This is a genomic window from uncultured Flavobacterium sp. (genome assembly GCF_963974175.1).
Lineage (GTDB): Bacteria > Bacteroidota > Bacteroidia > Flavobacteriales > Flavobacteriaceae > Flavobacterium.
The window spans coordinates 90,818-114,441 of the sequence record NZ_CAXBBR010000007.1 but is presented as its reverse complement, the minus strand read 5'-3'; the positions used below and the strand labels follow the sequence as shown (position 1 = coordinate 114,441).

19 protein-coding genes and 1 pseudogene are annotated in these 23,624 nt (G+C 33.7%); 10 read left to right on the top strand and 10 right to left on the bottom strand.

Annotated elements, in window-relative coordinates; translation table 11 throughout:
• Positions 1-25: 25 nt before the first annotated feature.
• The 3 genes from AAC069_RS12330 to AAC069_RS12320 are packed head-to-tail and all read right to left on the bottom strand — an operon-like array spanning position 26 to position 4,039.
• Positions 26-2,572 (bottom strand): TonB-dependent receptor, encoded by a 2,547-nt coding sequence (locus AAC069_RS12330; RefSeq protein ID WP_339920770.1) that lies wholly within the window; start codon positions 2,570-2,572, stop codon positions 26-28.
• The gene (locus AAC069_RS12325) at positions 2,573-3,472 is read right to left on the bottom strand and encodes a FecR family protein (RefSeq protein ID WP_339920769.1); all 900 of its coding nucleotides are present in this window, start codon (positions 3,470-3,472) and stop codon (positions 2,573-2,575) included.
• Positions 3,473-3,517: 45 nt separating this feature from the next.
• Positions 3,518-4,039 carry a sigma-70 family RNA polymerase sigma factor gene (locus AAC069_RS12320; RefSeq protein ID WP_339920768.1) on the bottom strand — a complete coding sequence of 174 codons (522 nt, stop codon included), beginning with the start codon at positions 4,037-4,039 and terminating at the stop codon, positions 3,518-3,520.
• Between the two features lie 187 nt (positions 4,040-4,226).
• Between AAC069_RS12320 and AAC069_RS12315 the strand changes: the two genes are divergently transcribed.
• From AAC069_RS12315 to AAC069_RS12300, 4 genes and pseudogenes are all read left to right on the top strand, one after another.
• Entirely contained in the window at positions 4,227-5,258 is a 1,032-nt protein-coding gene (locus AAC069_RS12315; protein ID WP_339920767.1) for a hypothetical protein, read from the top strand.
• 134 nt (positions 5,259-5,392) lie between these two features.
• A complete protein-coding gene (locus tag AAC069_RS12310) occupies positions 5,393-6,118 on the top strand; it encodes a hypothetical protein (protein WP_339920766.1) in 726 nt (241 codons plus the stop codon).
• 158 nt (positions 6,119-6,276) lie between these two features.
• On the top strand, positions 6,277-6,759 hold the full coding sequence (locus AAC069_RS12305) for a hypothetical protein (protein ID WP_339920765.1): 483 nt from the start codon (positions 6,277-6,279) through the stop codon (positions 6,757-6,759).
• Positions 6,760-6,890: 131 nt separating this feature from the next.
• Positions 6,891-8,111: pseudogene (locus AAC069_RS12300) on the top strand (HAD-IC family P-type ATPase); the annotation flags it as partial.
• A 732-nt stretch (positions 8,112-8,843) separates the two neighbouring features.
• Here the strand turns inward: AAC069_RS12300 and AAC069_RS12295 are convergent.
• Together AAC069_RS12295 and AAC069_RS12290 are read right to left on the bottom strand one after the other, a co-directional pair.
• A complete protein-coding gene (locus AAC069_RS12295) occupies positions 8,844-9,536 on the bottom strand; it encodes an SIMPL domain-containing protein (RefSeq protein WP_339920764.1) in 693 nt (230 codons plus the stop codon).
• A gap of 53 nt (positions 9,537-9,589) precedes the next feature.
• Positions 9,590-10,228, bottom strand: a complete 639-nt coding sequence (locus AAC069_RS12290; RefSeq protein ID WP_339920763.1) for a rhomboid family intramembrane serine protease — start codon at positions 10,226-10,228, stop codon at positions 9,590-9,592.
• 115 nt (positions 10,229-10,343) lie between these two features.
• Between AAC069_RS12290 and AAC069_RS12285 the strand changes: the two genes are divergently transcribed.
• Together AAC069_RS12285 and AAC069_RS12280 are read left to right on the top strand one after the other, a co-directional pair.
• Positions 10,344-11,213, top strand: a complete 870-nt coding sequence (locus AAC069_RS12285; RefSeq protein ID WP_339920762.1) for a lysophospholipid acyltransferase family protein — start codon at positions 10,344-10,346, stop codon at positions 11,211-11,213.
• A 78-nt stretch (positions 11,214-11,291) separates the two neighbouring features.
• Positions 11,292-12,857 carry a YdiU family protein gene (locus AAC069_RS12280; RefSeq protein ID WP_339920761.1) on the top strand — a complete coding sequence of 522 codons (1,566 nt, stop codon included), beginning with the start codon at positions 11,292-11,294 and terminating at the stop codon, positions 12,855-12,857.
• Positions 12,858-12,932: 75 nt separating this feature from the next.
• On the opposite strand, the gene AAC069_RS12275 is transcribed toward AAC069_RS12280, so the two are convergent.
• The 4 genes from AAC069_RS12275 to AAC069_RS12260 all read right to left on the bottom strand — a co-directional run bounded on the left by AAC069_RS12275 (position 12,933) and on the right by AAC069_RS12260 (position 17,156).
• Positions 12,933-14,420, bottom strand: coding sequence for an aminotransferase class V-fold PLP-dependent enzyme (locus AAC069_RS12275; protein WP_339920760.1), 1,488 nt, complete (start codon positions 14,418-14,420; stop codon positions 12,933-12,935).
• A 216-nt stretch (positions 14,421-14,636) separates the two neighbouring features.
• On the bottom strand, positions 14,637-15,215 hold the full coding sequence (locus AAC069_RS12270; RefSeq protein WP_339920759.1) for a porin family protein: 579 nt from the start codon (positions 15,213-15,215) through the stop codon (positions 14,637-14,639).
• Between the two features lie 24 nt (positions 15,216-15,239).
• Positions 15,240-16,016: a membrane metalloprotease gene (locus tag AAC069_RS12265; RefSeq protein WP_339920758.1), complete on the bottom strand. Its 777-nt coding sequence runs from the start codon at positions 16,014-16,016 to the stop codon at positions 15,240-15,242.
• A gap of 96 nt (positions 16,017-16,112) precedes the next feature.
• Positions 16,113-17,156, bottom strand: a complete 1,044-nt coding sequence (locus tag AAC069_RS12260) for a hypothetical protein (RefSeq protein WP_339920757.1) — start codon at positions 17,154-17,156, stop codon at positions 16,113-16,115.
• A 248-nt stretch (positions 17,157-17,404) separates the two neighbouring features.
• Here AAC069_RS12260 and AAC069_RS12255 point away from each other — a divergent pair, with 248 nt between their 5' ends.
• The 4 genes from AAC069_RS12255 (at position 17,405) to AAC069_RS12240 (ending at position 22,026) form a co-directional block, all read left to right on the top strand.
• Positions 17,405-17,920 (top strand): sigma-70 family RNA polymerase sigma factor, encoded by a 516-nt coding sequence (locus AAC069_RS12255; protein ID WP_091085998.1) that lies wholly within the window; start codon positions 17,405-17,407, stop codon positions 17,918-17,920.
• 61 nt (positions 17,921-17,981) lie between these two features.
• Positions 17,982-18,890, top strand: coding sequence for a FecR domain-containing protein (locus AAC069_RS12250; RefSeq protein WP_339920756.1), 909 nt, complete (start codon positions 17,982-17,984; stop codon positions 18,888-18,890).
• Complete coding sequence (locus AAC069_RS12245; RefSeq protein WP_339920755.1) at positions 18,856-21,408, top strand: carboxypeptidase-like regulatory domain-containing protein; 2,553 nt, start codon at positions 18,856-18,858, stop codon at positions 21,406-21,408. The genes AAC069_RS12250 and AAC069_RS12245 overlap by 35 nt, the downstream gene beginning before the upstream one ends.
• 219 nt (positions 21,409-21,627) lie before the next feature.
• Positions 21,628-22,026, top strand: coding sequence for a DoxX family protein (locus tag AAC069_RS12240; protein WP_339920754.1), 399 nt, complete (start codon positions 21,628-21,630; stop codon positions 22,024-22,026).
• A gap of 123 nt (positions 22,027-22,149) precedes the next feature.
• Here AAC069_RS12240 and glmM read toward each other — a convergent pair whose 3' ends face one another.
• Complete coding sequence (gene glmM / locus AAC069_RS12235; protein ID WP_339920753.1) at positions 22,150-23,538, bottom strand: phosphoglucosamine mutase; 1,389 nt, start codon at positions 23,536-23,538, stop codon at positions 22,150-22,152.
• Between the last annotated feature and the right edge of the window lie 86 nt (positions 23,539-23,624).

Here is a 23,624-nt window from a genome sequence, read left to right as displayed (position 1 = left end):
ATTGATGTTTCGGCAAAGATTTAGGTTAATAAGTCATTCTAAAACTTAAATTTGGAGTTCGGTGGATAGAAAAAGTCTTTACATCTTCAATCGAGTTGGTTATTGCGTTTATGTTGTGAAATTCATTAATTTCATTTTTTCTATTAAATAGATTCAATATAGAGAAACCTAATTTATATTGAATATCATTCGAGTCCTTCCATTTATAGGTTGCCGAAAAATTAACTTGAAAAAAGTCGTCCAAAATTTTATTATTAGGACTATTATAATCAATTTTTGGATTTAAAAAATCACTATAATTAATTACATCACTTTTAAGACTTGTAGTAGGTTTTCCAGAATACCATTTTGAACCGATAGCTAGCTTCAGATTTTTTTTCTGATAAATCCCCGCCCAAGAAATAATATGTTCTAATTTAAAATTGTTTGGAAATATAGGCGAGCTTGAATTTGGAAAGTTATAATTATTATAATTATAAGCATAACTTAACCATGAAATGAAATGATTTATTTTTTTTTGAACTAGAATCTCACTTCCTAAAGTTTCATAATTTCCATTTATTTTCACAAATTCCAATTGGTTTTGAAATCCTTGACCCGAACTATTAATTCCATTTATTTTTTTAAAAAAATTTTCAAAGGTAATTAACCAATTTTTTTGGGTATAAAATAAATTTATTGAGGCTTGTTTGCTTCTTTGAATCGGAATTGTTGTGTTATTTGCTACTATCCATCGTCTTTTTTCTATTCCAAAATAATCCTCCTGCTGATCGATTACTTGATAACTATATTGACTTTTAAATTCCCCTAAAACTTCCAAATTCAAATGTTTTGTGGCAGTATAATTAAAATGCAATCTTGGTTCTAGGATATATTTATTAAATTGTTCGATATAGTTTAATCTTAAACCTGTGCTCAAATATATTTTGGATAAGGTATCATTAAATTTCCCTTCTGCTATTACTGCATGAGTTCGTAGCACTTCTTTAATTCTTCTATAAAAAATGGGTTTATTTACTTGGTCTAAATTTACAGTACCAATTTCATTTAATTGATATCCTGTATTAAAAGTAAATTTTGAACCAATTATTTTACTGTTTTCAAGTTTTAAACCAGTATCAAGCACTTTGTTTTCTTGTCTTACAATTAGATTATCCTGTATTTTATTTTTTTCGGCATTAAGGGCATAGGATGAGCTATAAACATTGATTGTACTATAGTTTTTTGCATTCCAGTTTCGCTTCCATGAAAGATTAGCTCCATAATTTTTTTGAGATAAATTATTGTTTTCCGATAGAACTACGTTATTGATTTTGGAAGTTTGAAAAACTTTTAGTTGATCATTTATAGTGATAAAATCCACTATAAGATGGTCTTTTTGTCCAATTTTTTGAGAAAATTTAGCTGTAATGTCATAAAAATTAAATTTCTCATCACTTGAATAAGTGCTATTTTGCTTATTGAAAAAATCAATAATATTGGTATTTTGAAATGCTTTATTATTGTATTCTTTATAAGTAGGTGTTTTTACTAAATCGGTTATGGATTTCCTTACCGCAATTTCTAAAAACCCTTTTTTGTTGATATTAAATTTTGAATAAACATCAGCATTAATCATATTAATTCCAGCACTGAAACTATTTTTTTCTAATTTATTTGGGTTAGACGAAATAGCGACAACACTTGACACTCCTTCTCCAAAAAATGCAGAACTTCCATTTTTAGTTATAGAAATAGTATGGGCTAAATTAGGATTGAATGCTGAAATTAATCCGAAAAAATGCCCCGTTTGATACATTTTTATTCCATTCCACAAGAATAAATTTTGATCATGGGTACCACCTCTTACATTTATATTTGAAATGCTTTCATCTGTACTGTAAATACCTGGAATTTGCAACATAGTTTGTAAGACATCAGGTTCAATTAAACCGGGTAATATTCCTAGTCTCTTAGGTTTTATCTCGAATGTTCCATAGTTTTTTTTAGAAATTCCAGATGTTAAGTAAAGATTTGTAATTATATTGTTTAGTTCCAAAAGTTCAACTTCCAAGTAAATTTTACTACAATTATTATTTTGAAAGTCATTAAGAGATATTTTTTTAGATGTATAGCCAACACAACTAATTAATAAATCAGTTGACTTGTCTTTTTTTAATTCAAAATATCCTTTTTTATTGGTTGAAGTACCAACTCCATTCTCAAACTTAATATTCACCTTTTCCAATGGAGAATTATCTTCTTTCGCCAATACAAATCCACAAATTTTTCTTGTATCTATTGCAGTGTTACTAAAGATAGTAATGGATTTATTGTCAATATTTTCAAAGAATAGATTGGTTTTTTTTTGAAGATAATTAATCGTCTTTTTCAAGGACAAAGATTTTTTTGGAGGTACAATTTTAATAAAAACTATTTCATTATCTATATAATTAAAATAAACGTGATGTTGCTTTTCTATCGTTTGCAGAATGTCTTTTAATGCAATTGCTTTGTTTCTATCTTGAGCTTTTATACTCAAGGCAAAAACAAAGCAAAAAAATAAGACATAAATACGTTTAATAAAAACCATTTATTTTTCTTCAAAAATTATTTTGTTTATAGCAATTTTATTTGGAACTAAATGATAGGTAGTTGCAATAATATGAAGTGCAATATCAAGATTGTCCAAAGGAATTTTTCCAGTAAATAATTCATCTGAATATTTTGCTTTCACTTCGATGGAAACGTTGTACTGCCTTTGAATTTCATCTAATATGCCGCGTAAATTTTCTTTGTCAAAAGCTATTTTATTATCTAACCATTCTGGTTTAGTAGTTTTAGCGTCTGCATAAACCTGATTACCATTTTCAAAAGTAAGTTTTTGCCCATGGCTTAAAATCACCTCTAAGTTATTGTAATTTACTTTTACGTTTCCTTCAAAGCAGCTTACGTCAAAGCGATTTTTTCTTGCTTTTACATTAAATTGTGTGCCCAGAACCGTAACCTTTCCAAGAGCAGTTGTAACTTCAAATTTTTTACCTTTTGCCACTTTAAAATAGGCTTCACCATCTAACTCAATATTTCTGTTATTGTACCAATTCCATTTTTTATATTCAATTTCTGAACCTGCATTTAAAACAACTTCAGAATTATCGGGTAATGAAAAAGTGGTTCTTTTACCGTTAAGGGCATAATGGTTTTCTGAAGAAAAATTTTGCATTATGAAAGTAATTCCAAGTCCGATAACTAAAACCGCGGCCACTTTAAATAACCATTTTTTGTATAAAGGAATCACTTTGGATTTTACCTTTTCATGATTTATAACCTTTTCTAAAATTTTCGATTCATTAAAAGGAGGGACTTCTAAATGGGCGGTATAATTTTTAATTTTTTCGTATTTTTCATACTCAGGATTAGCTTTAAATTCAGCTAATTCGCCTTCTGTCAAATCGTTGTTTAGCCATTTTGCTAAAATGTGATTGTTTTCCATAGCATTACTCTTATTATATTTAAAACAAGTAAAAACAACTTTACCCTACTTTATTTCATCAATTTCTTTTCTTAATTCAACTAAAGCCAAATGTATCCGCTTTTCTACTGCTTTGACACTTATATTTAATTCTTCTGCAATCTGGCTATATTTCTTACCATCAATTCGATGCATCAAAAAAGCAACTCGTTGTTTTTCATTCAAATTTTCAATTGCTTTTAAAATCTTATTTTTGAACTGTTTCTCTTCGAGTATAAATTCTGGGTTTTCATTTGTAATATCAATACCCGTGAAATTTTTTTCAAATTCCAAAACTACTTTTTGATGTGCTACTGCATTAAGAGAACCGTTGTTGGCTATTATATAAATATATGATTTAGCTTTTTCAATAGGGACATCAGCACAATTTTGCCAGAGTTTAATAAAAGCGTCTTGCGTTAAATCGTCAGCTAGCTCTTTATTTCCATATTTATAAAAAATAAAATTACGAACTAACTTCGCCTGTTTTTTAAAAAAATCAGAAAAAACAATTTCATTGCAAGTATTTAATATTGAGTTATTTCGCATTTATTTTGTGTGTTTTTGCTTTACAAAGATATATTTATTTTTAATTTATGGTAGGGTAAGTTGTATTTAAACTGTTTTAGTATTAGATCCTCTACTATTTGAATTGAGGACAATAAGAAAAATAAATGAGTTCGATGATACAAGCAAAATTCTCTATTCACTATTGCATTTTAAACGTAAAACAAATATGAAAACAATTAAATATTTATTCATGACCTTAACGGCTATAGTATTTATTTCTTGTCAAAATGAGGGTGCAGTGCTTATTCAAGATACCACTCAAAATTTAACGGCCGTTTCACCGCTTACAAATTTGATTTTTAGAGTGTCACAAAACCCAACTTCTAAGGATAATGTTTTGGATAATTCGAGCTGTTTTAATATTCAGTTGCCGGTAAAAGTTATTGTAGATGGAAATCAAATTACAGTATCGAACCAAAATGACTATAAAACAGTACAGGCTACGTTGGATGCTTTTCCAAATGATGATGATATTATAAATTTTATTTATCCAATAACAATTCAGTATCAAAACTACAAGACACAACTCATATTAAATTCGGATGAATTAGAAAAGAGTATTGAAAATTGTAATGTAGATGATGATTTTAATGAAATTGATTGTATAAATATAAATTACCCAATATCGTTTAGTATTTACGATGCAAATAATCAAATTGCAAAAACTATTGTGATTCAAAACGATAAAGATATGTCTAGCTTTTTAGACAATTTAGACGTCAATGTATATATTTCCATTAACTATCCCATTTCGATTACAAATTTTAATGGCCAAAATGTTGTACTTACAAATAACGCTGATTTTGAAAATCAAATTGAAGATAGTATAAAAGAGTGCGATACTAATTCAGGGACTGGAAGTAATCCTAATTTTACTTCGATTTTAACAGATGGAACATGGCATGTTTCTTATTTTTTTAACAAAATTGATGAAACCTCAAATTACAATGGTTATAATTTTACTTTCAATTCTAATGGGATTGTTGTGGCTGTAAAAGGAACAAATAATATTGGCGGAACTTGGTCAACTTTTGTAAATAGTGGTCAAGATATATTTCTGTTAAAATTTGATGACAGTAAATTAGATGAATTGGAAGACGATTGGAAAATTACGGAATATACAACTACTAATGTTAGACTGAAAAATGAAAGCAGTAGTATTGGAGAAACTGATTATCTGTATTTTACCAAAAACTAATTAAAACTAAATATAATCCCTATTAATTACTTTAAATTTAAAAGAACTATTTTTTATAAATGCATTTATTAAACTCGTTTGCCCAGAAAATTAATTATTAACCCCTAATTATATAATACTTAACCTTTAAAAAAATGAAAAAAATGAAAAAAACAACAATTTTAGCGGCATTGGTCTTAATGGCTGTTTCTTGTTCAAGTGACCCATCTACAAGTGGGAATGTGGCATTAAAAGCTTCCGCTGTCTCTGCGACAGGAAAACCTTCACTAACTGCTCGTACTGCATCAACAGTGGTTATCACGGATTTTCAAATTAATATTGGAAAAATTAAATTTGAAAGAGATGAACAAGGTGAAATGCATAATACAGATTCTATTTATGATGATGATGTAAAACTCATAGGACCTTTTTTACTAGATATACTAGATCCTGACAAAACTTTGACTCAAATTATAACTTCTGTTAATATTCCAAATGCACAATATGAGGAAATAAAATTTAAGTTTGAAAAAAGTATTCTTCCAGGCGAAATGCTAGGTAAAACATATTTGATTAAAGGAACTATTGATGGTAAAAACTTTTCAATCTGGAGTAGTCAAGATGCTGAACTTGAAATGGACTTTGATGATCCAACAAAAGATTTCACAGTTAATAGTAATGATTTAACGCTTAATATTAAAATACAACTGGATGGTCTAATGGCTAAATTAACCTCTTTAGCAAGTCAAAATTTATTACAAGACACAGATGGAGATGGTATTATCGAAATAAGTACGGATAATGATGATGGACATCATGATATTGGACAACTAATAAAAAATCTGTTGGAAAACGAAACTAACTTAGATGACAAAGATTAATTAAAAGTAAATAGAAAGAGAAGCCTACGTAGCTTCTCTTTTTTTTTTGCAAAATCCTATTTAAATGCTAACTAATTTTTACTGGCACAGTTGTTAGTTTTAAAAAAAAGTATTTAAATAAAAAATTAATATAAAATCATTAATTTAAATTTTTTTAAATGAGAACATTAAAATTAATCGTAGCAGGAATAATCCTTTTTGCATCCAACTCAATTCATGCACAAATTTCAGTAAGTCTCAACATAGGCGCACCACCATCATGGGGGCCTGTAGGATATGAGGAAGCAGATTATTATTATTTGCCAGATGTTGAAGCGTATTATGATATAAGAGCTTCTCAATTTATTTATTTTGGTGGCGGTAGATGGATACGATCAAGATATTTGCCTAGAGAATATAGAAATTATGACCTATACAAAGGATACAAAGTAGTTTTGAATGATTATCATGGTTCAAGACCTTATAGAAATTTTGATAATGATAGATTGAGATATCGTAGAGGATACCATGGCAGACCACAAAGAACAATAAATTATGATAATCGAAGAGAACATGATGATCAAAGAGAATATAACAATGATGATTCTGGAGGTAATGAGGAGCATGGAAATAAACATGAGCATGAACATGAAAGATACTAATTATTTTATTGATAGAAAAGGAAACTAGAGAGGAAGGCCTCTATAGACTGCCTCCAACAGTGTAGGCATGATTTGGGAGCAGTCCAAAAAAAGCAATCTTTTTTCCTACAACCATCATTATGATTTCTGTAATCAAAATCGTACTAACGATCTCGATTATTTCTCCAATGATACAGGACTTACTCGGCTATCATTACTTACTCCCTAGAAATCCCTATATCCTATTTGCTCTTTCAACCATCGTGTGTTTTTATGGGGGATGGCCTTTTCTAAAAGGCTTTGTAGGAGAAGTAAAAAAAGGAGCTCCGGGAATGATGACCTTGATAGCAATGGCTATAAGTGTTGCCTATTTTTATAGTTCTGCAACGGTTTTTGGTTTAAAGGGAGTAGACTTCTTTTGGGAACTGGCCACGCTAATAGCCATTATGCTCTTGGGGCATTGGATCGAAATGAAAAGTGTACTAGGCGCTTCCAAAGCTTTACAATTATTAGTAAGTATGATGCCTGCTGATGCGCATCGCGTTGAAGGTGATAAAATAGTTGATATAAAATTAGAAAAATTACTGAGAGGCGATGTTATTTTAATAAAACCTGGTGAAAAAATACCGGCAGATTTCGTTATTCTAGAGGGATCTAGTTATTTAAATGAATCCATGCTTACGGGCGAGTCAAAACCGGTGAAAAAGGAACTAAATGACAAGGTAATTGGAGGTTCCATCAATGGAAATGGTTCGTTGAAAGTGACAGTTGTACACACGGGAAAGGACAGTTATTTGAGTAAGGTTATTAAGACGGTGGAAGAGGCGCAGAAAACCAAATCTAAAATGCAAAATCTTTCAGACAGAGCGGCAAAATGGCTTACCTATATATCGCTATCTATTGGTTTTGCAACTTTAGCAGTATGGCTTATTTCGGGTTTTCCCTTTGTTTTTGCCTTGGAGAGAATGGTTACCGTAATGGTTATCGCTTGTCCGCATGCTTTAGGCTTAGCCATTCCCTTGGTAGTGGCTATTTCATCGGCAGTTTCTGCTCAGAACGGCTTGTTGATTCGCAAGAGGACAGCATTCGAAGAATCAAGAAAAATAACCCTACTTCTATTTGATAAAACAGGAACATTGACCAAAGGAGATTTTGGAGTTACCCGTATTGAATCCGTTGATGAAAAATGCACTTCAGATGAAGTGCTACGACTTGCAAGTGCTTTAGAACAAAGTTCAGAACATCCTATAGCCGTTGGAATTATTAAAAAAGTAAAAGAAAATAAGGTAACGATACCAAAAGCTGAAAACTTCAATACTATTACTGGTAAAGGTTTGGAACCAGATGTGGACGGGAAACGAGTAAAAGTGGTTAAAAACACAACTGTCTAACAACGTTAAAATTGTAACAAGGTGTTCGATTAAAGCCCCAGTCACTCCATTGGATTGGATAATTGAAGAATCATCCTTTTTTATAATAATTCAACAACCCTATTTCTTGCATTAGCAAGTGATCGCGAGACCGTAATGGAATCAAGGTAAGTATATCAAGATCATCCTGATATTTTAAACTGCAATCGAGTATAAATTTGCTACCTTCTTTTTAAATAATATTTGCGTAATTGAATAACTCCTTTAGATTTCTAAAAGTGCTTATATATTTGAAGATTATCTTTACTACTGCGTCAAAGTATACCCTCACAAGATTGAATAATATTCTTGCTAAGAATCAAAAATAATTTCATTAAACTACTACAATTTTATTCTAAATTTAGCTATATTTGACTGTTCACTAAACAGGAATTATTACGTTCATTAAAACCAAGTCAATTTGCTGATAACAAGATAATTAACCTATGAAAAGAATTCATTCAGTTCTTATGGCAACATCGTGGCACATTAGGTTATAAATTTATAGAAATGCAGCATAAGTAAGGGATCAGCCGATTAGGTTCGAATCCTACTCTCCCCACAAAACGCTGCAAGCAATTGCAGCGTTTTTTTTTGTCCAATTATTACTGTAGTTCAATACTGAATTGGAAAATAAAAAAAACTCCGTTTCTTAATAAAAAGAACGGAGCCATATTAAATCTATAGTAACTTATTTTATTCTAAAATAAAACTCACGCTTACATTTGCCGTTATTGTTATTTCACCTTCCGCCAGCGTTTCTCTTGTTGTTGCAGCACTCTCGTCCATTGCCATAGTCTTCATTCTTGCATAAACGGGCTGTGGTTGATAAACTTGTGAGTTATCTGAGATAGTCATAGCTTTACCTACTTTTTGCCCTAAAACAGACACATAGTCTTCTGCTTTCAGTTTAGCGTCCTTCATCGCTAATTTTCTTGCCTCTGATTGATATTGCGCTAATTTTGAAGACTGAAAAATCACATTATCAATTCTATTGATTCCCTGATTCACTAGACCTTCCATTAACTCATCATATTGCGATAAATCTCTTAATAGAATTTCAACCGTTTGTGTAGCGTTATAACTCGTTTTCTTTTTTTCATAATCATAAACCGGATTTAAGGAAACACGCTGCGTTCTGTAATCGGCTGGTGCCAAATTCATTTTTTTTATGATTTTCAATACCGCTTCCATTTGTTGGTCATTTTGCTTTTTTACGTCCTTAGCATTATTCCCTTTTGTTTCTACCGTAGCAGAAATAGTTGCCTGATCTGGAACAACTTTTACTTTCCCTTCACCTGCAACACTGATTTGAGGAACTTGCTTGATTTCTTGTGAATATGACATAGTCATAAACATCATGGACAATACTACTAGTGCTTTTTTCATCTTGAACTATTTAAATTAATTTATGAAGTATTAATCTTTCAAAAGTTATGCCACTATAATTTCCCCATTTTTGCCATTACAAAAAGAATAATTATAGGGATAGTAAGTAACACTACCATAAAAGTATGATCGACTACTAAATGTGGATTAGAGATCAAAGTAATCAAATATCCTCCAATAGCGCCTCCAAAATGTGCTGTATGCCCTATGTTATCGTTCTTAGCTCTCATTCCGTAAATAGAATACAGCAAGTAAAGGATTCCAAAAAGATAAGCCGGCATCGGAATTATGAAAAAGATGCCTAACATCATGTCCGGTTGCAATAATATCGCCGAATACAAAACACCCGTAACTGCCCCAGAAGCACCTATCGCTCTATAATTATAATCGTCTTTATGAAATATAATGGTCAATAAGCTTCCGAAAATTAAACTTCCAAAATAAATGATTACAAACGACAAACTGCCCAAATGATCAATCACCACAGGAGCAAAAAAGTAAAGTGTAATCATATTAAATGCCAAATGCGAAATATCAGCATGAAGAAAGCCAGAGGATATAAGTCTGATTTGTTCACCTGCACGAACACTTCCCATATGAAATTCATATTTTCTAAAAAATGATTGGTCATCAAAACCTTTGAAACTAATAAGTACAGTTACAACGATTATTGCTATTAAAATGATATTCATAAAGTCTATTTATTGTGAATTACAAATGTACTAATTCTCAAAGACCCTATTAGTACCTCATCAAAATATATCTGGATATTCATTTTTGGCTTATCTTTGCAAGAAAAAATACTGCATGCAATTTCTCGTTTTCATCATAGCTTACCCTTTTCTTTGGATTATTTCCATTCTTCCCTTTCGAATTTTTTATTGGTTGTCAGATGGAGTCTATTTTTTAGTGTATTACATTATCGGCTATCGCAAGAAAGTGGTTAGAGCAAACATTGCTTTGGCACTACCTCATCTTAGCGATAAAGAAAGATTAGCAATCGAAAAAAAATCATACCATCATTTATGTGATATGTTTATGGAAATGATAAAAACCATGACCATATCGTCAGAGGAAATGAACAGAAGATTTGTAATCACAAATATCGAGTTGCTAAATGGATACGAACAAAAAGAAAAAAGCATCATGCTTTTAGCCTCCCATTATGCAAGTTGGGAGTGGTTACTTGCACTTAATCAAAAAGTAAGTTATCAAGGCGTAGGCGTCTATAAAAAATTAAGCAACAACTATTTTGACAAACTAGTTAGAGATATTCGATCAAAATACAATACTGAGCTGGTTACTACCAGCAAAACAATTCCTTATATCTCCCATAATCAAAAAGAGGGAATCCTTTCTATATATGGTTTAGCTAGCGATCAATCCCCAAAAGCAGATCGTATTTTTCATTGGAAATCCTTTATGGGTATTGAAGTTCCGGTGCATACCGGTGCCGAAATGCTGGCAAAAAAATATGACCTTAATGTTATTTTTGCTAAAGTAAAGAAAGTAGGAAGAGGTTATTATGAATGTACACTGATTCCTATTAGTGACAATCCGACGTCGGTTCCTGATTTTGAAATTACCGATGCTTTTATTCAGGAAGTTGAAAAACAAATCCATGAAGCTCCCGAATATTATTTCTGGACTCATAAAAGATGGAAACACAAACGCTAAGTAGCCCGAGATAATTTTAGTTTTAATTAACTGTTGATCCAAATATATTTGACTAATTTTGACATTATGCAAAACAAAATGAAGTTAAAAATCAACAATAGATTTAGCACAGAATTACCCGCAGATCCTGACGAAACTAATGTTACGCGTCAGGTAAAAAATGCTTGTTTTTCCTATGTGACACCCCACATACCCTCGAATCCCCAATTAATACATTTTTCAGAAGAAACGGCAGCAATGCTTGGCATTTCTAATGAAGACACAGAATCGTCTGAATTCACAAACGTATTTTCAGGGAAAGAACTACTTCCAGGTTCACGTCCTTATTCGATGAGCTACGCCGGACATCAGTTTGGTAATTGGGCTGGGCAATTAGGAGATGGCAGAGCTATTATTCTTGCTGAAGTAGAATACAAGGAACAAGTTTACACCTTACAATTAAAAGGAGCTGGCATGACACCTTACTCCCGTAGAGCAGATGGTTTAGCAGTATTGCGTTCTTCCATACGAGAGCATTTGTGTAGCGAAGCCATGTTTCACCTTGGAGTACCCACTACTCGATCGTTATCCTTGATGCTAACTGGAGACCAGGTATTGCGCGACGTGATGTATGACGGAAACCCTGCCTATGAAAAAGGTGCCGTCGTTTGTAGAGTAGCGCCATCGTTTATTCGTTTTGGAAACTTCGAATTATTCTCCTCACAAAAAGATCTCAAAACATTAAAGACACTCGCTGATTTTACGATTAAATACCATTTTCCAGAAATTAAAGGAAATACGACAGCCAATTATGCTGCCCTTTTACAAGCCGTTGCAAACAAGACTCGTGAAATGATTGTGCACTGGCAACGCGTTGGTTTTGTGCATGGCGTGATGAATACCGATAACATGTCCATTTTAGGACTTACAATAGATTACGGCCCTTATGGATGGTTAGAAGATTACAACCCCAACTGGACCCCAAATACAACAGATCGTGAAAATCGCAGGTATCGTTTTGGCAACCAAGCAGAAATAGCGCTTTGGAATTTATATCAGTTGGCTAACGCCCTATATCCCCTAATTCAAGAAGCCGCTCCATTAGAATCAATACTAGAAGCCTTTCAATCGGAGTACGAGCAGGAATATTTAAGTATGATGCGAGATAAAATAGGACTATCCACTAAGGAAGAAGAGGACAAACAACTTATTCATATCCTAACAGAAAATCTACAACTCACGGAAACGGATATGACAATTTTCTTCAGAAAATTAAGCCACATTAAAAAAGAAGAGTCTGCTGAAGATGCATTTGAATTAGTAAAGGAATCCTTTTACAAAATAGAAGAAGTTGTAGACAAGACTAATGAATCCTGGATGTATTGGTTTACCCAATATTTAAATAGACTAAAACAAGAATCGATATCAGATGCAGACCGTAAAGTAGCAATGGATAAAGTTAATCCTAAGTATGTATTGCGAAATTACATGTCACAATTAGCTATTGAAGCCGCAGAAAAAGAGGATTACTCACTGATTGAAGAACTACATCTTTTGTTAAAAAATCCATATCAAGAACAAGACGAATACCAAAAATGGTTTGCTAAAAGACCGGATTGGGCCAGAGAAAAAATTGGTAGCTCCATGCTTTCCTGTAGTTCTTAAGATGAATTACAACCAAATAAAAAGCCCTTTAAGTATCTCTTAAAGGGCTTTTTTATATAAAACAGATTTTAACGGTTACATTGAGAACCAACTTTTAACCAATTCGTCTTCTAACGGCTGTGCATCCTTGTGGACAAACTCGTTACTATCGCGATTGTAAGTGTAATCCAAAGCCCATGTTTTATGACTTTCGGCCAAAGCCTTAATACTGTTACAAACAAATTCAATCTCGGCATTTGTTGTCGTAGGATGAATAGACATTCTAATCCAACCCGGCTTTCTTATCAAATCCCCTAAGGTAATTTCGTCAATCAATTTATGAGACGTTTCCTGATCTACATGCAGTAAAAAATGTCCATAAGTACCAGCACAACTGCATCCCCCACGAGTTTGTATTCCGAATTTATCATTCAGTAATTTCACACCTAAATTGAAATGCAAGTCATCAATATAGAACGAAATCACACCCAATCGATCTTGGTGCTGTGCCGCCAATATTTTAATATTAGAAACCGTTCCTAATGCTGAGAATATATAATCTACAATTTCATGTTCTCTTTTTAGGATATTATCAATTCCCATCTGTTCTTTTAACTGAATAACAAGTGCAGTCTTAATCACTTGTAGAAAACCAGGAGTTCCTCCGTCTTCCCTATCTTCAATATTATCAATATACTTATGTCCGCCCCAAGGATTAGTCCAAGAAACTGTTCCTCCTCCCGGATTATCGGGAACTAAATTTTGATATAATTTTTTATTAAAGACTAAAACACCGCAGGTTCCAGGTCCACCAAGAAACTTATGTGGTGAAAAGAAAATGGCGTCCAAAAAGCTTTCTGGATCTTCAGGATGCATGTCAATTTCTACATAAGGTCCTGAACAAGCAAAATCAACAAAACAAAGTCCGTTATGTCGATGCATTATTTTTGCTACCTCATGATAAGGCGTTCTTATGCCCGTTACATTAGAACAAGAAGTAATTGACGCAATTTTAAAACTTCTGTCTTTGTACTTATCTAAAAGTATTTCTAAATTTTCGATACTTAATAGTCCATCCTCCGTAGAAGGAATTACCTCAACATCGGCTATCGTTTCTAACCAAGACGTTTGATTTGAATGGTGTTCCATGTGCGAAATAAAGACAACAGGTCTTTTATCTGCAGGTACGTTAATAAAGTCTTTTAAGTTCTCCGGCACTTTCAATCCCAGAATACGTTGAAATTTGTTTACTACGCCAGTCATACCCGTTCCGTCTGTAATTAGAACATCATCGCTATTTGCATTAACATGCTTTTTGATAATGCTTCTGGAATGGTGATATGCTTTGGTCATCGCTGTACCAGATACCGTAGTCTCCGTATGCGTATTTGCAACAAAAGGCCCAAATTCATTCATCAATTTTTCCTCAATAGGGCGATATAAACGACCGCTGGCTGTCCAATCCGTATAGATAATTTGTTGTTGTCCGTACGGAGAAGTGAAATCTTGATCAATCCCTATGATGTTCTTGCGAAATTGTTGGAAATACTGTTCTAATTGGGTAGGATTCTCTTTGGTTGTCATTCTAATCATTATTTGGTCGTAAAGATAATTGAATTTTAGGGAATCTGCAATTGAGATCGATCGTCATTTTACCAAAGACTTACTTTGGAGAAATTGAAATCTACACTTTGAAATGGGGAATAGTTGTTTCCAAAAAATCAATAATTCGAAACAAAAACGAAACCCTTTCAAAGTGCTACTCTGAAAGGGTTCGTCTAAATATTAAAATGGCATAACTTACAAATCAAATCCAACTGAAAATTGCCAAACTCGGTTCTGTGCTTTTCCTTCATCATACAAATCTCCAAGACCTAAGTGGTAACGCACTCCTAAACTGATTCCGGAATTAGTTTTAAAACCTCCTCCAAAGTTCATTCCCCAGTCAAAGTTATTAGGATCATATTCTTGAGAACTACTAAACAAACCATCGTATTCTTCCTTATGAGAAATAGCTAGTCCTATTTGTGGTCCCGCCTCTAGGAAGAAGTTTTTAGACGGATAAGCTTTTAGCATTATCGGTAAATTGATATAATTCAGTTTTTGAGTAAACGTTCCATTCGCATCTTTAATTTCGTACCCTTGTTGAGAATACAACAATTCGGGTTGGATAGAAAAGCTTTCGCTGATAAAGGACTCTCCATAAACACCTACGTGAAACCCATGGCGTTGTCCAGTTTCTCCATCACCATCAAAACTTACGGCAGCTAAATTATAGCCTCCTTTTATTCCTGCATTTGACTGCTGCGTCGCTGTATCCTGTGCGTTTGATGTAGCGATACCTACTAGTAACGCTAGTGTACTAAATATCGTTTTCATAATTTTATTATTTATATTATTCTTTTATTTCCCTCCGTTTGCTTTAAGATCTGCTAAACATTGGGCGTCTAGTTTTGGGGCTGAACCTCCTGAAACCATATTGGCAACTCCACTTCCTGATTCTGCAGACCAATACATTAAACAACTTTCGACATTACAATGTTTTTCGTGTGCAGTATCTTCATGGTTGCTTTGCAAAGGTGCTCCTAAATTAGTTAGTCCTAGAATATGACCAAACTCATGTGTTATAATCGTTGTTTCAAATAGAGATCTGTTAGGTTCAAAAGGACTATCGCTTAAACCTTGAATTGTCTTCTCATAAATTACAAAGGACGTATTTCTATAAGCAGTTCCTAAAACATAGCTATTTCCGGAGTCAGAAGCAGAAGCTCCATCTATAAAAAGAGCCCAAACTGCAATCTGATCTCGCGTGTTGTACTTCGTTCTATTGGCATCTTCGATAGCAACAATTTCTTGATTTGTAAAAGTGGCTTTCCCCGGTGACGCAATTGCTCTCTTTACGACTGTTATTCCCCCTGACTTATTAGTTCTGGCATTCAAAAAAGAAGTGAAATTGCTAATTGCTGTCGCTGATGGTTCGTATCCTTGGACATAAACCAATTCGATTACCATGCTTTTATAAGTATCACCAGATAATAAATCATGAGATGAACTTCCTGTTGCTTTCTTATTATTAGTGATTGAAAACCCGTCTACAGAGGTCGTATCGGTACTATCCTCTTTCGAACAGGAAATTAATAAGGCAAAGGCCAACGTTACTAATGCAATTCTTTTTTTCATTTTATTCTTTTTTTATGAATCCTTTTTATTTTAAACAGCAACCATTTCCGGTTGCTGTTTTAAACTAATCCAATATTTTTAAGCTAATCGCTTTAATTAGATTTGCGTCAACACTAAGGTTACGGCAGCATTTGTTTTACTTTGTAACGTTATTGTCGATGTAGTAAAACTTGCTACTTTCCATGTATTATTTAATAAGCTAAAAGAACTGCTTCCTGTGAAATTCAATTTCAGAAAAACATCTAACTCTGAGCTTACTGCATAAGTCCCTGTAGCAGCTGTTGTCAAAGCAGTAACCGCTTTTACTTTCCAGTCATTTGCAAAATCTACCGTAGTATCTTTATAATTGTTTGCTGAATCTACTCCTGCAGTTACAAATGATTGTACTTTAAACGTACCATTAACTAAAATAGTTTCTAGTTTTTTCGAATTCTGCTCTGCTTGTGTTATTGTTGCTTTCGTTGTAAGAGAAGCATTAATATTTGATTGCAATTCAGCATCACTATTAACTGTTGATTGTGTACCATCAATAAGTTTAACCGTTATTGGGTATTTAACTGCAAACAATTCAGTACTGCTTACATTACTCATATACGTAAACAATTGTTGTTCGGATGTGATAACAACACTTCCCGTTTGTTGTAAACTCACATTATAAGTTAAAATTGTAATAGGAAAGTTAATATTTAATGAAGTAATCGCAGCTTGACCTGAACTTTCGGCTGAACTACATGCATTCAAAATTGCATTGTATTCTGTTTGATTGTTCACTGTAACCTCTGTATAGTTACTTGTTTTAACACGCAATGGAAATTGTAGTACCACTGAATCCTGATCATTATTAAACTGACCTAAAATAGAAATCACTTGTTGGTAATCCAGTTGGCTAAAAAGAGAAACCTGAATCCCGTTAACTTTTGCGGTCGCAGGCAATAAAATAGAAGAACAAGAAGCTCCATCTATAAAATCATCAAATGAACCATCATACATCGAAGTACGTTTCAGGTTGTTTGCAGTTGTTGAATTAGCAGCATTTGTATTTGGATTCTCTCCTTGTACTTCATCTACTTCACTTTGGCATGATGTTAAACCAAATATAGCCATCAATGCAATTCCGGTAATACTTTTTAATCTTTTCATAATTTACAAATTTAAGGTTTTTCTAATGTTATACAGCGATGATTGATTCGCCTTTCTGTTAGTAAGACAATCAACATTATTTTTACCCTACCCCCTTTTTTAATAAAAAAATAAATAAATATATAAAACTCTTTAAATCAGTATTTTACATGCATTAAAAAGACGAAAAAAAATTTCAGTTTAATCCTCTTGTCCCGTTGTTTAAAAAATAATTTACATTTACAACCCATACAACCAACCTACAATAAATGAATAACGGAGATAAAAACCTTTGTGAGGAACAACATTTTAGCGACTTTTATATAAAGAACGTACAATCAGCAACTAATTTTGCCTACTATAAATGTGGTGACAGTGATGCTGCGTTAGACCTTGTTCAAGATGCGTTTGCCAAAATATGGGAGAATTGTTCCCAAATTGATTTTAGTAAAGTCAAAACTTATTTGCTAACCACAGTAAATAATTTATTTCTGAATACAATAAAACACAATAAGGTAGTTATGGCTTTCGCCAAAGAGACGCCTAATTTAGACACCACTAATCAAAGTCCAGAATATCTACTCGAAGAAGAAGAATTTAAAGTAAAACTGCAGAATGCTATCGCCTCTTTAAGTGAAGCACAGCGAGAAGTCTTTCTAATGAATCGAATAGACGGAAAAAAATACCGAGAAATAGCTGAATTGCTCGATATTTCGCAGAAAGCAGTTGAGAAAAGAATGTCGGCAGCGCTTAAAATTTTAAAAGCACAAATAGAAAACATATAATTATTTGATTTATAGTAGGGTAAATCGAATTGAAGTTGTCTTATACATATAGAGTTGAAAAATGAAAAACGAAAACGAAATAATAAAATGGCTTAACGGCGAACTTTCAAGTAAAGAAATCGAAGATTTAAAACAATCTGAAGGTTTTGACACGCTTGAAAAAATAGCACATTATGCTTCACATCTGGAAACTCCAACTGTAGATGCGCAAGCGGCTTTGGCGGCTTTCAAAACCAGATCCCTTTCGAAAAAAGAAACAAAAGTGCGAACCCTAAACTTAAAAACCTTCTTTAAGGTGGCGGCCGCTTTAGTAGTATTACTTACCTCCTCCTATTTCTTGTTTTTTAACAACACCCAATCCTACGAAACTGGAATCGCACAAACAAAAACGTTTCGATTACCTGATAACTCGGAAGTTTTATTGAATGCAGGATCAAAAATCACATTCAACGAAAAGAAATGGGAAAACAACCGTGATTTAACCCTTGATGGAGAAGCTTATTTTCAGGTGCAAAAAGGAGAAACCTTCAGCGTACAAACTACAGATGGTGTTGTAAAAGTACTGGGGACACATTTTAATGTAAAACAACACAATAATTATTATGAAGTAAGTTGCTACGAAGGATTAGTAAGTGTCACCTATAATAATGAAACTGTTAAGTTACCTCCTGGTAAAACTTTTAGAGTTATCAATAAGCAAATTGAAGCCGTCGATGATTCTACTACTGAAAACCCATCGTGGATGCAACAAGAATCAAGTTTTACAAGAATCCCATTAAATCAAGTAATAGCAGAATTAGAGCGTCAATACGATATTAAAATTAAAGTAGATGCTGTTGATACTTCTAAGCTATTTACAGGAAGTTTTACCCATACCAATCAAAAAATTGCTCTGGAAGCAGTAACTATTCCTTTAAAATTGAGTTACAAAATAGATGGCAAAACTATCGTATTCTATAACTATGAATAAATGGACTCTTTATTTATTGTTGTTTATAACAACCATTGGTCAGGCGCAAACAGCAACCAATAAAACTGCTTTAACAGCTATTATAGCTACTATTGAGCAACAATTTAATGTAAAATTCTCCTATGCTGTAGAAGATGTAGCAACCATAGCTATCGAAAAACCAGCTCCTGAACTAACCCTTGAGCAAACTATAGCATACCTCAACTCAAAAGTGCTTTTAAACTTTAAAGCGCTAGACAATCGTTATGTAACCGTTTCTGTATTAAACAAAATATTCCCAGTGTGCGGCATCGTGAGCGCTCAGGATTCTCAGATTTCTTTACCGGGAGCAACTATACGTATTGATAACAGCTCTAAAGGAACCATCACTGCAAAAAATGGTGCTTTTAACCTGGACAATGTCCCACTTGATGCCAGCATCACCATTTCGTACATAGGCTACGAATCGAAACAATTTACTGCAAATGAATTATTTTCTACGGAAGGTATTTGCAAGAAAATATTCTTGAAACCTTCCAAGGAAGAACTCAATCAAGTGTTGATAAATATTTACCTAACACCTGGATTACAGAAATACATAGACGGAAGCACGGTTTTAAACACTAAAAAATTTGGAATTCTCCCAGGTCTGGTAGATCCTGATGTACTACAATCCATACAAGCTCTACCGGGTGTAGAAAGTACAAATGAAAGTATTGCTAATATCAATGTACGTGGCGGTACAAATGATCAGAATTTAATGCTTTGGGACAATATAAAAATGTACCATTCTGGGCACTTTTTTGGTTTGATTTCGGCTTATAACCCTAATGTAACTAATAAAGTCACCGTAAGTAAAAACGGAACCAGCGCTGCTTATAGTGATGGAGTTTCTAGTACTATCAACATGAGTACTAATGATAAAATAGGAGCTTCTGTTTCAGGAGGTGGCGGTGTCAATCTAATTAGTGCCGATGCGTTTGTAGAAATTCCGTTAGCAAAAAATCTCGAGTTGGACATTTCTGCACGTCGCTCCGTAACTGATTTAATTAATACACCCACGTTTACCAACTATTACCAGAGAAGTTTTCAAGACACAGAAATCAATGCAGACAGCGCAGATAAAAATACCAGTTCTGATTTCTATTTTTATGATTTTACCGCTAAATTACTATTCGACTTAAACGACAAACATAGCTTTAGAGCCAATATTATCGGAATCAACAACGCCTTGAATTATGCTGAATATTCTAATGCCGATCAAAGCGCATCTAAAGTTAGCCAGCTTTCGCAAAAGAACATTGGATACGGAGGAAGTTGGAAAGGGCAATGGACGGATGCCTTTAGTACAGAAGTGGTAACTTATTTTTCCCGATACAATATTGACGCTACCGATTATCGCGTGCCAACAGACCAGTTATTGACCGAAGCTAATGAAGTACTTGAAACGGGAACCAAGCTGAATGCGCATTATATAGCAAACTCCAATCTTAGTTTATTATTAGGGTATCAGGTTAATGAAACTGGAATGCTCAACCAGACTACCGTGAGTGCGCCCTCTTATTCCAGCACTAAAAAAGATGTATTGTTGAATCATGCTGTCTTTGCGGAAGCAGAGTACAACAAGAATAACACCTATTTAAGACTTGGAGCACGCTTAAATTATTTTAAGAAATTTGACAAATTACTAGCAGAACCTCGTATTAATATACGCCAACAATTATCAAAGCAATTTGCGTTAAAACTAGAAGGGGAATTTAAAAATCAAACCGCAACTCAAATAATCGATTTTGAGGACGATTTCCTAGGTGTTGAAAAAAGACGATGGGTACTAGTCAACAATGAAGACATTCCTATCGCGACCAGCAAGCAGAGTTCTTTTGGAGTAGAATTCAAACAAAACAAATTGAATATTGAGCTGACTGGGTTTTATAAAATCGTAGACGGAATTACTGCTTCTAATCAGGGGTTTTATAATAATTTTCAATACAAAAACGCACATGGAAGTTATACGGCAAAAGGAATTGAATTTCTGGCCAATAAAACGGCGAGACGATTCAGTACCTGGATTAGTTACACCTATAGCACTAACGACTATGAATTTGATTCCTTTACTCCTTCTAGCTTCCCTAATAACGTTGATATTAGGCATTCTGCTTCGCTTGGGTTTAATTATGATATTCTGGATAATCTAAAAATTTCAATTGGAGGAATTTGGCGTAATGGGCAACCATACACTCGCCCCCCTGAAGGTAACGAAACCGTAAAAAGTGGTAACAATACCATGGTGAATTATGGTGAACCTAACAGCGAAAATCTAGATGACTTTATGCGATTAGATGCTTCTTTCAGTTATAGTTTCAATTTCAGTTCTGCCATTAAAGCTACACTACGCGGTGGGGTAATCAATATCACTGATGAAGACAATGTCATAAACCGCTATTACAAAGTAGATCCTAACGACAACAGTAATACTATTGCCGTAAACAACAAATCTCTGGGTATGACTCCTAATGTAAGTTTTAGAGTTAATTTTTAGTCAAAGATAAATCATCACCGATTTAGAATTAAAAACCTTTTTAAAATTCAACATTACTACAGAGAGATATTTGTATAATACCTCAAAATCAACACATTTCATAAGTAACTAACTACATCCTTTTTAAAAATAGCTTATATTTGAGAAACTAAATAGAGACTGAAGTGTAGCGTAGATTTACTACACTGTGTTTTAATTATTACATGTAAAAGAAAAATTATGAATAAAAACACTGATTTAGGATTGTTAATCCTTCGTATTGCAGTTGGTGCCTTGATGTTACTTCACGGAATTGCTAAATTAGGAGATATCTCTTTTATAGAAGGCATGTTATCTGGAAAAGGACTCCCCTCTTTTCTTGCCTATGGAGTTTATATCACCGAAATTATTGCGCCATTACTAATCGTAGTTGGATACCGAACCCGATTAGCAGCAGCCGTATTTATTTTCGGTAATTTATTTGCTTTTTTCTTAGTACACACAGCAGAACTATTTTTATTAAACGATAACGGTGGTTGGCAATTAGAATTATTGGGCTTATACCTATTTGGTGCACTGACACTGTTCTTTACTGGCGGTGGAAAAATGGCTGCATCTTCATCGAATAGATGGGATTAAACTTTTGACAATACATATTAAGCTTAACTTTCAATTTACACTTTTTATATACAAGAGCCTAAAAGCAAAACCCCTTTCAAATTCAACTTTGAAAGGGGTTTTGTATTTAAAAAAAGCGCTGTTTTAGATTCCAGCTACCGCTTTAATTTCGTCAATAATACGCAAAGCCAGCGTATCAGCCTGTGCTTGTGAAGGCGCTTCGGTATAGATACGGATAATAGGTTCTGTATTTGATTTTCTCAGATGAACCCATTCATTAGCAAAGTCAATCTTTACTCCGTCGATGGTAGTGATATCTTCGTTTTTATATTTCTCAGTCATAGCAACTAGAATCGCATCGACATCAATTTGCGGAGTCAACTCGATTTTGTTTTTGCTCATGTAGTACTCCGGATACGAAGCACGCAAAGCTGAAACGGTCATTTTCTTGTTGGCTAAATGCGTCAAGAATAAGGCTACCCCTACCAAGCTATCACGACCATAGTGTGACTCTGGGTATATTATTCCGCCGTTTCCTTCTCCACCTATGATGGCATTATTCTTTTTCATTAAATCTACCACATTCACCTCGCCTACAGCACTAGCTTCGTAACTTCCGTTATGTCTGTTAGTCACATCGCGCAACGCACGAGACGAAGACATGTTAGAAACAGTATTCCCTGGGGTTTTGCTCAATACATAGTCGGCACAAGCCACCAAAGTATATTCTTCACCAAACATTTCACCATCTTCACAGATGAAAGCCAAACGGTCTACGTCTGGATCCACGACAACTCCTAAATCGGCTTTTTCTTTAACTACTAGCTCTGAAATATCCGTTAAGTGTTCTTTTAAAGGCTCTGGGTTGTGTGGAAAATGTCCGTTAGGTTCGCAGTATAACTTTACTACTTCAACGCCCATTAATTCTAACAATTTTGGGATGATGATTCCTCCTGATGAATTCACACCGTCTACTACCACTTTGAATTTAGCCGCTTTTACAGCTTCAACATCAACTAAAGGCAAGTTCAATACCTCGTCAATATGAATATCCATGTAAGCATCATTCTCTGTGATTTCGCCTAAACTGTCCACATCCGAAAATTCAAATGCTTCGGCTTCAGCGATCGCTAGGATTTTTTCTCCTTCGATACCATTAAGAAATTCCCCTTTTTCATTCAATAACTTTAAGGCATTCCATTGCTTCGGATTGTGTGAGGCAGTCAGGATAATTCCTCCGTCTGCTTTCTCCAGAGGAACAGCAACTTCAACCGTTGGTGTCGTTGACAATCCCAAATCAATCACGTCAATACCTAAGCCAATTAAGGTATTCACAACTAAATTATGAATCATAGGTCCTGAAATTCTTGCGTCACGTCCTACGACAACCGTAAGTTTGTCTTTACCAGAATAGTTTTTTAACCAGGTTCCATAAGCTGAGGCAAATTTCACTGCATCAAGCGGCGTTAAGTTATCCCCTACTTTCCCTCCTATTGTCCCACGTATTCCTGATATTGATTTTATTAAAGTCATTCTTATATTTTTAAATTTTGAGTAATTTCTTTTAAATTTCCCACAAATATAATAATTGACAATTTAAATAAGTCATTTAGAATTCA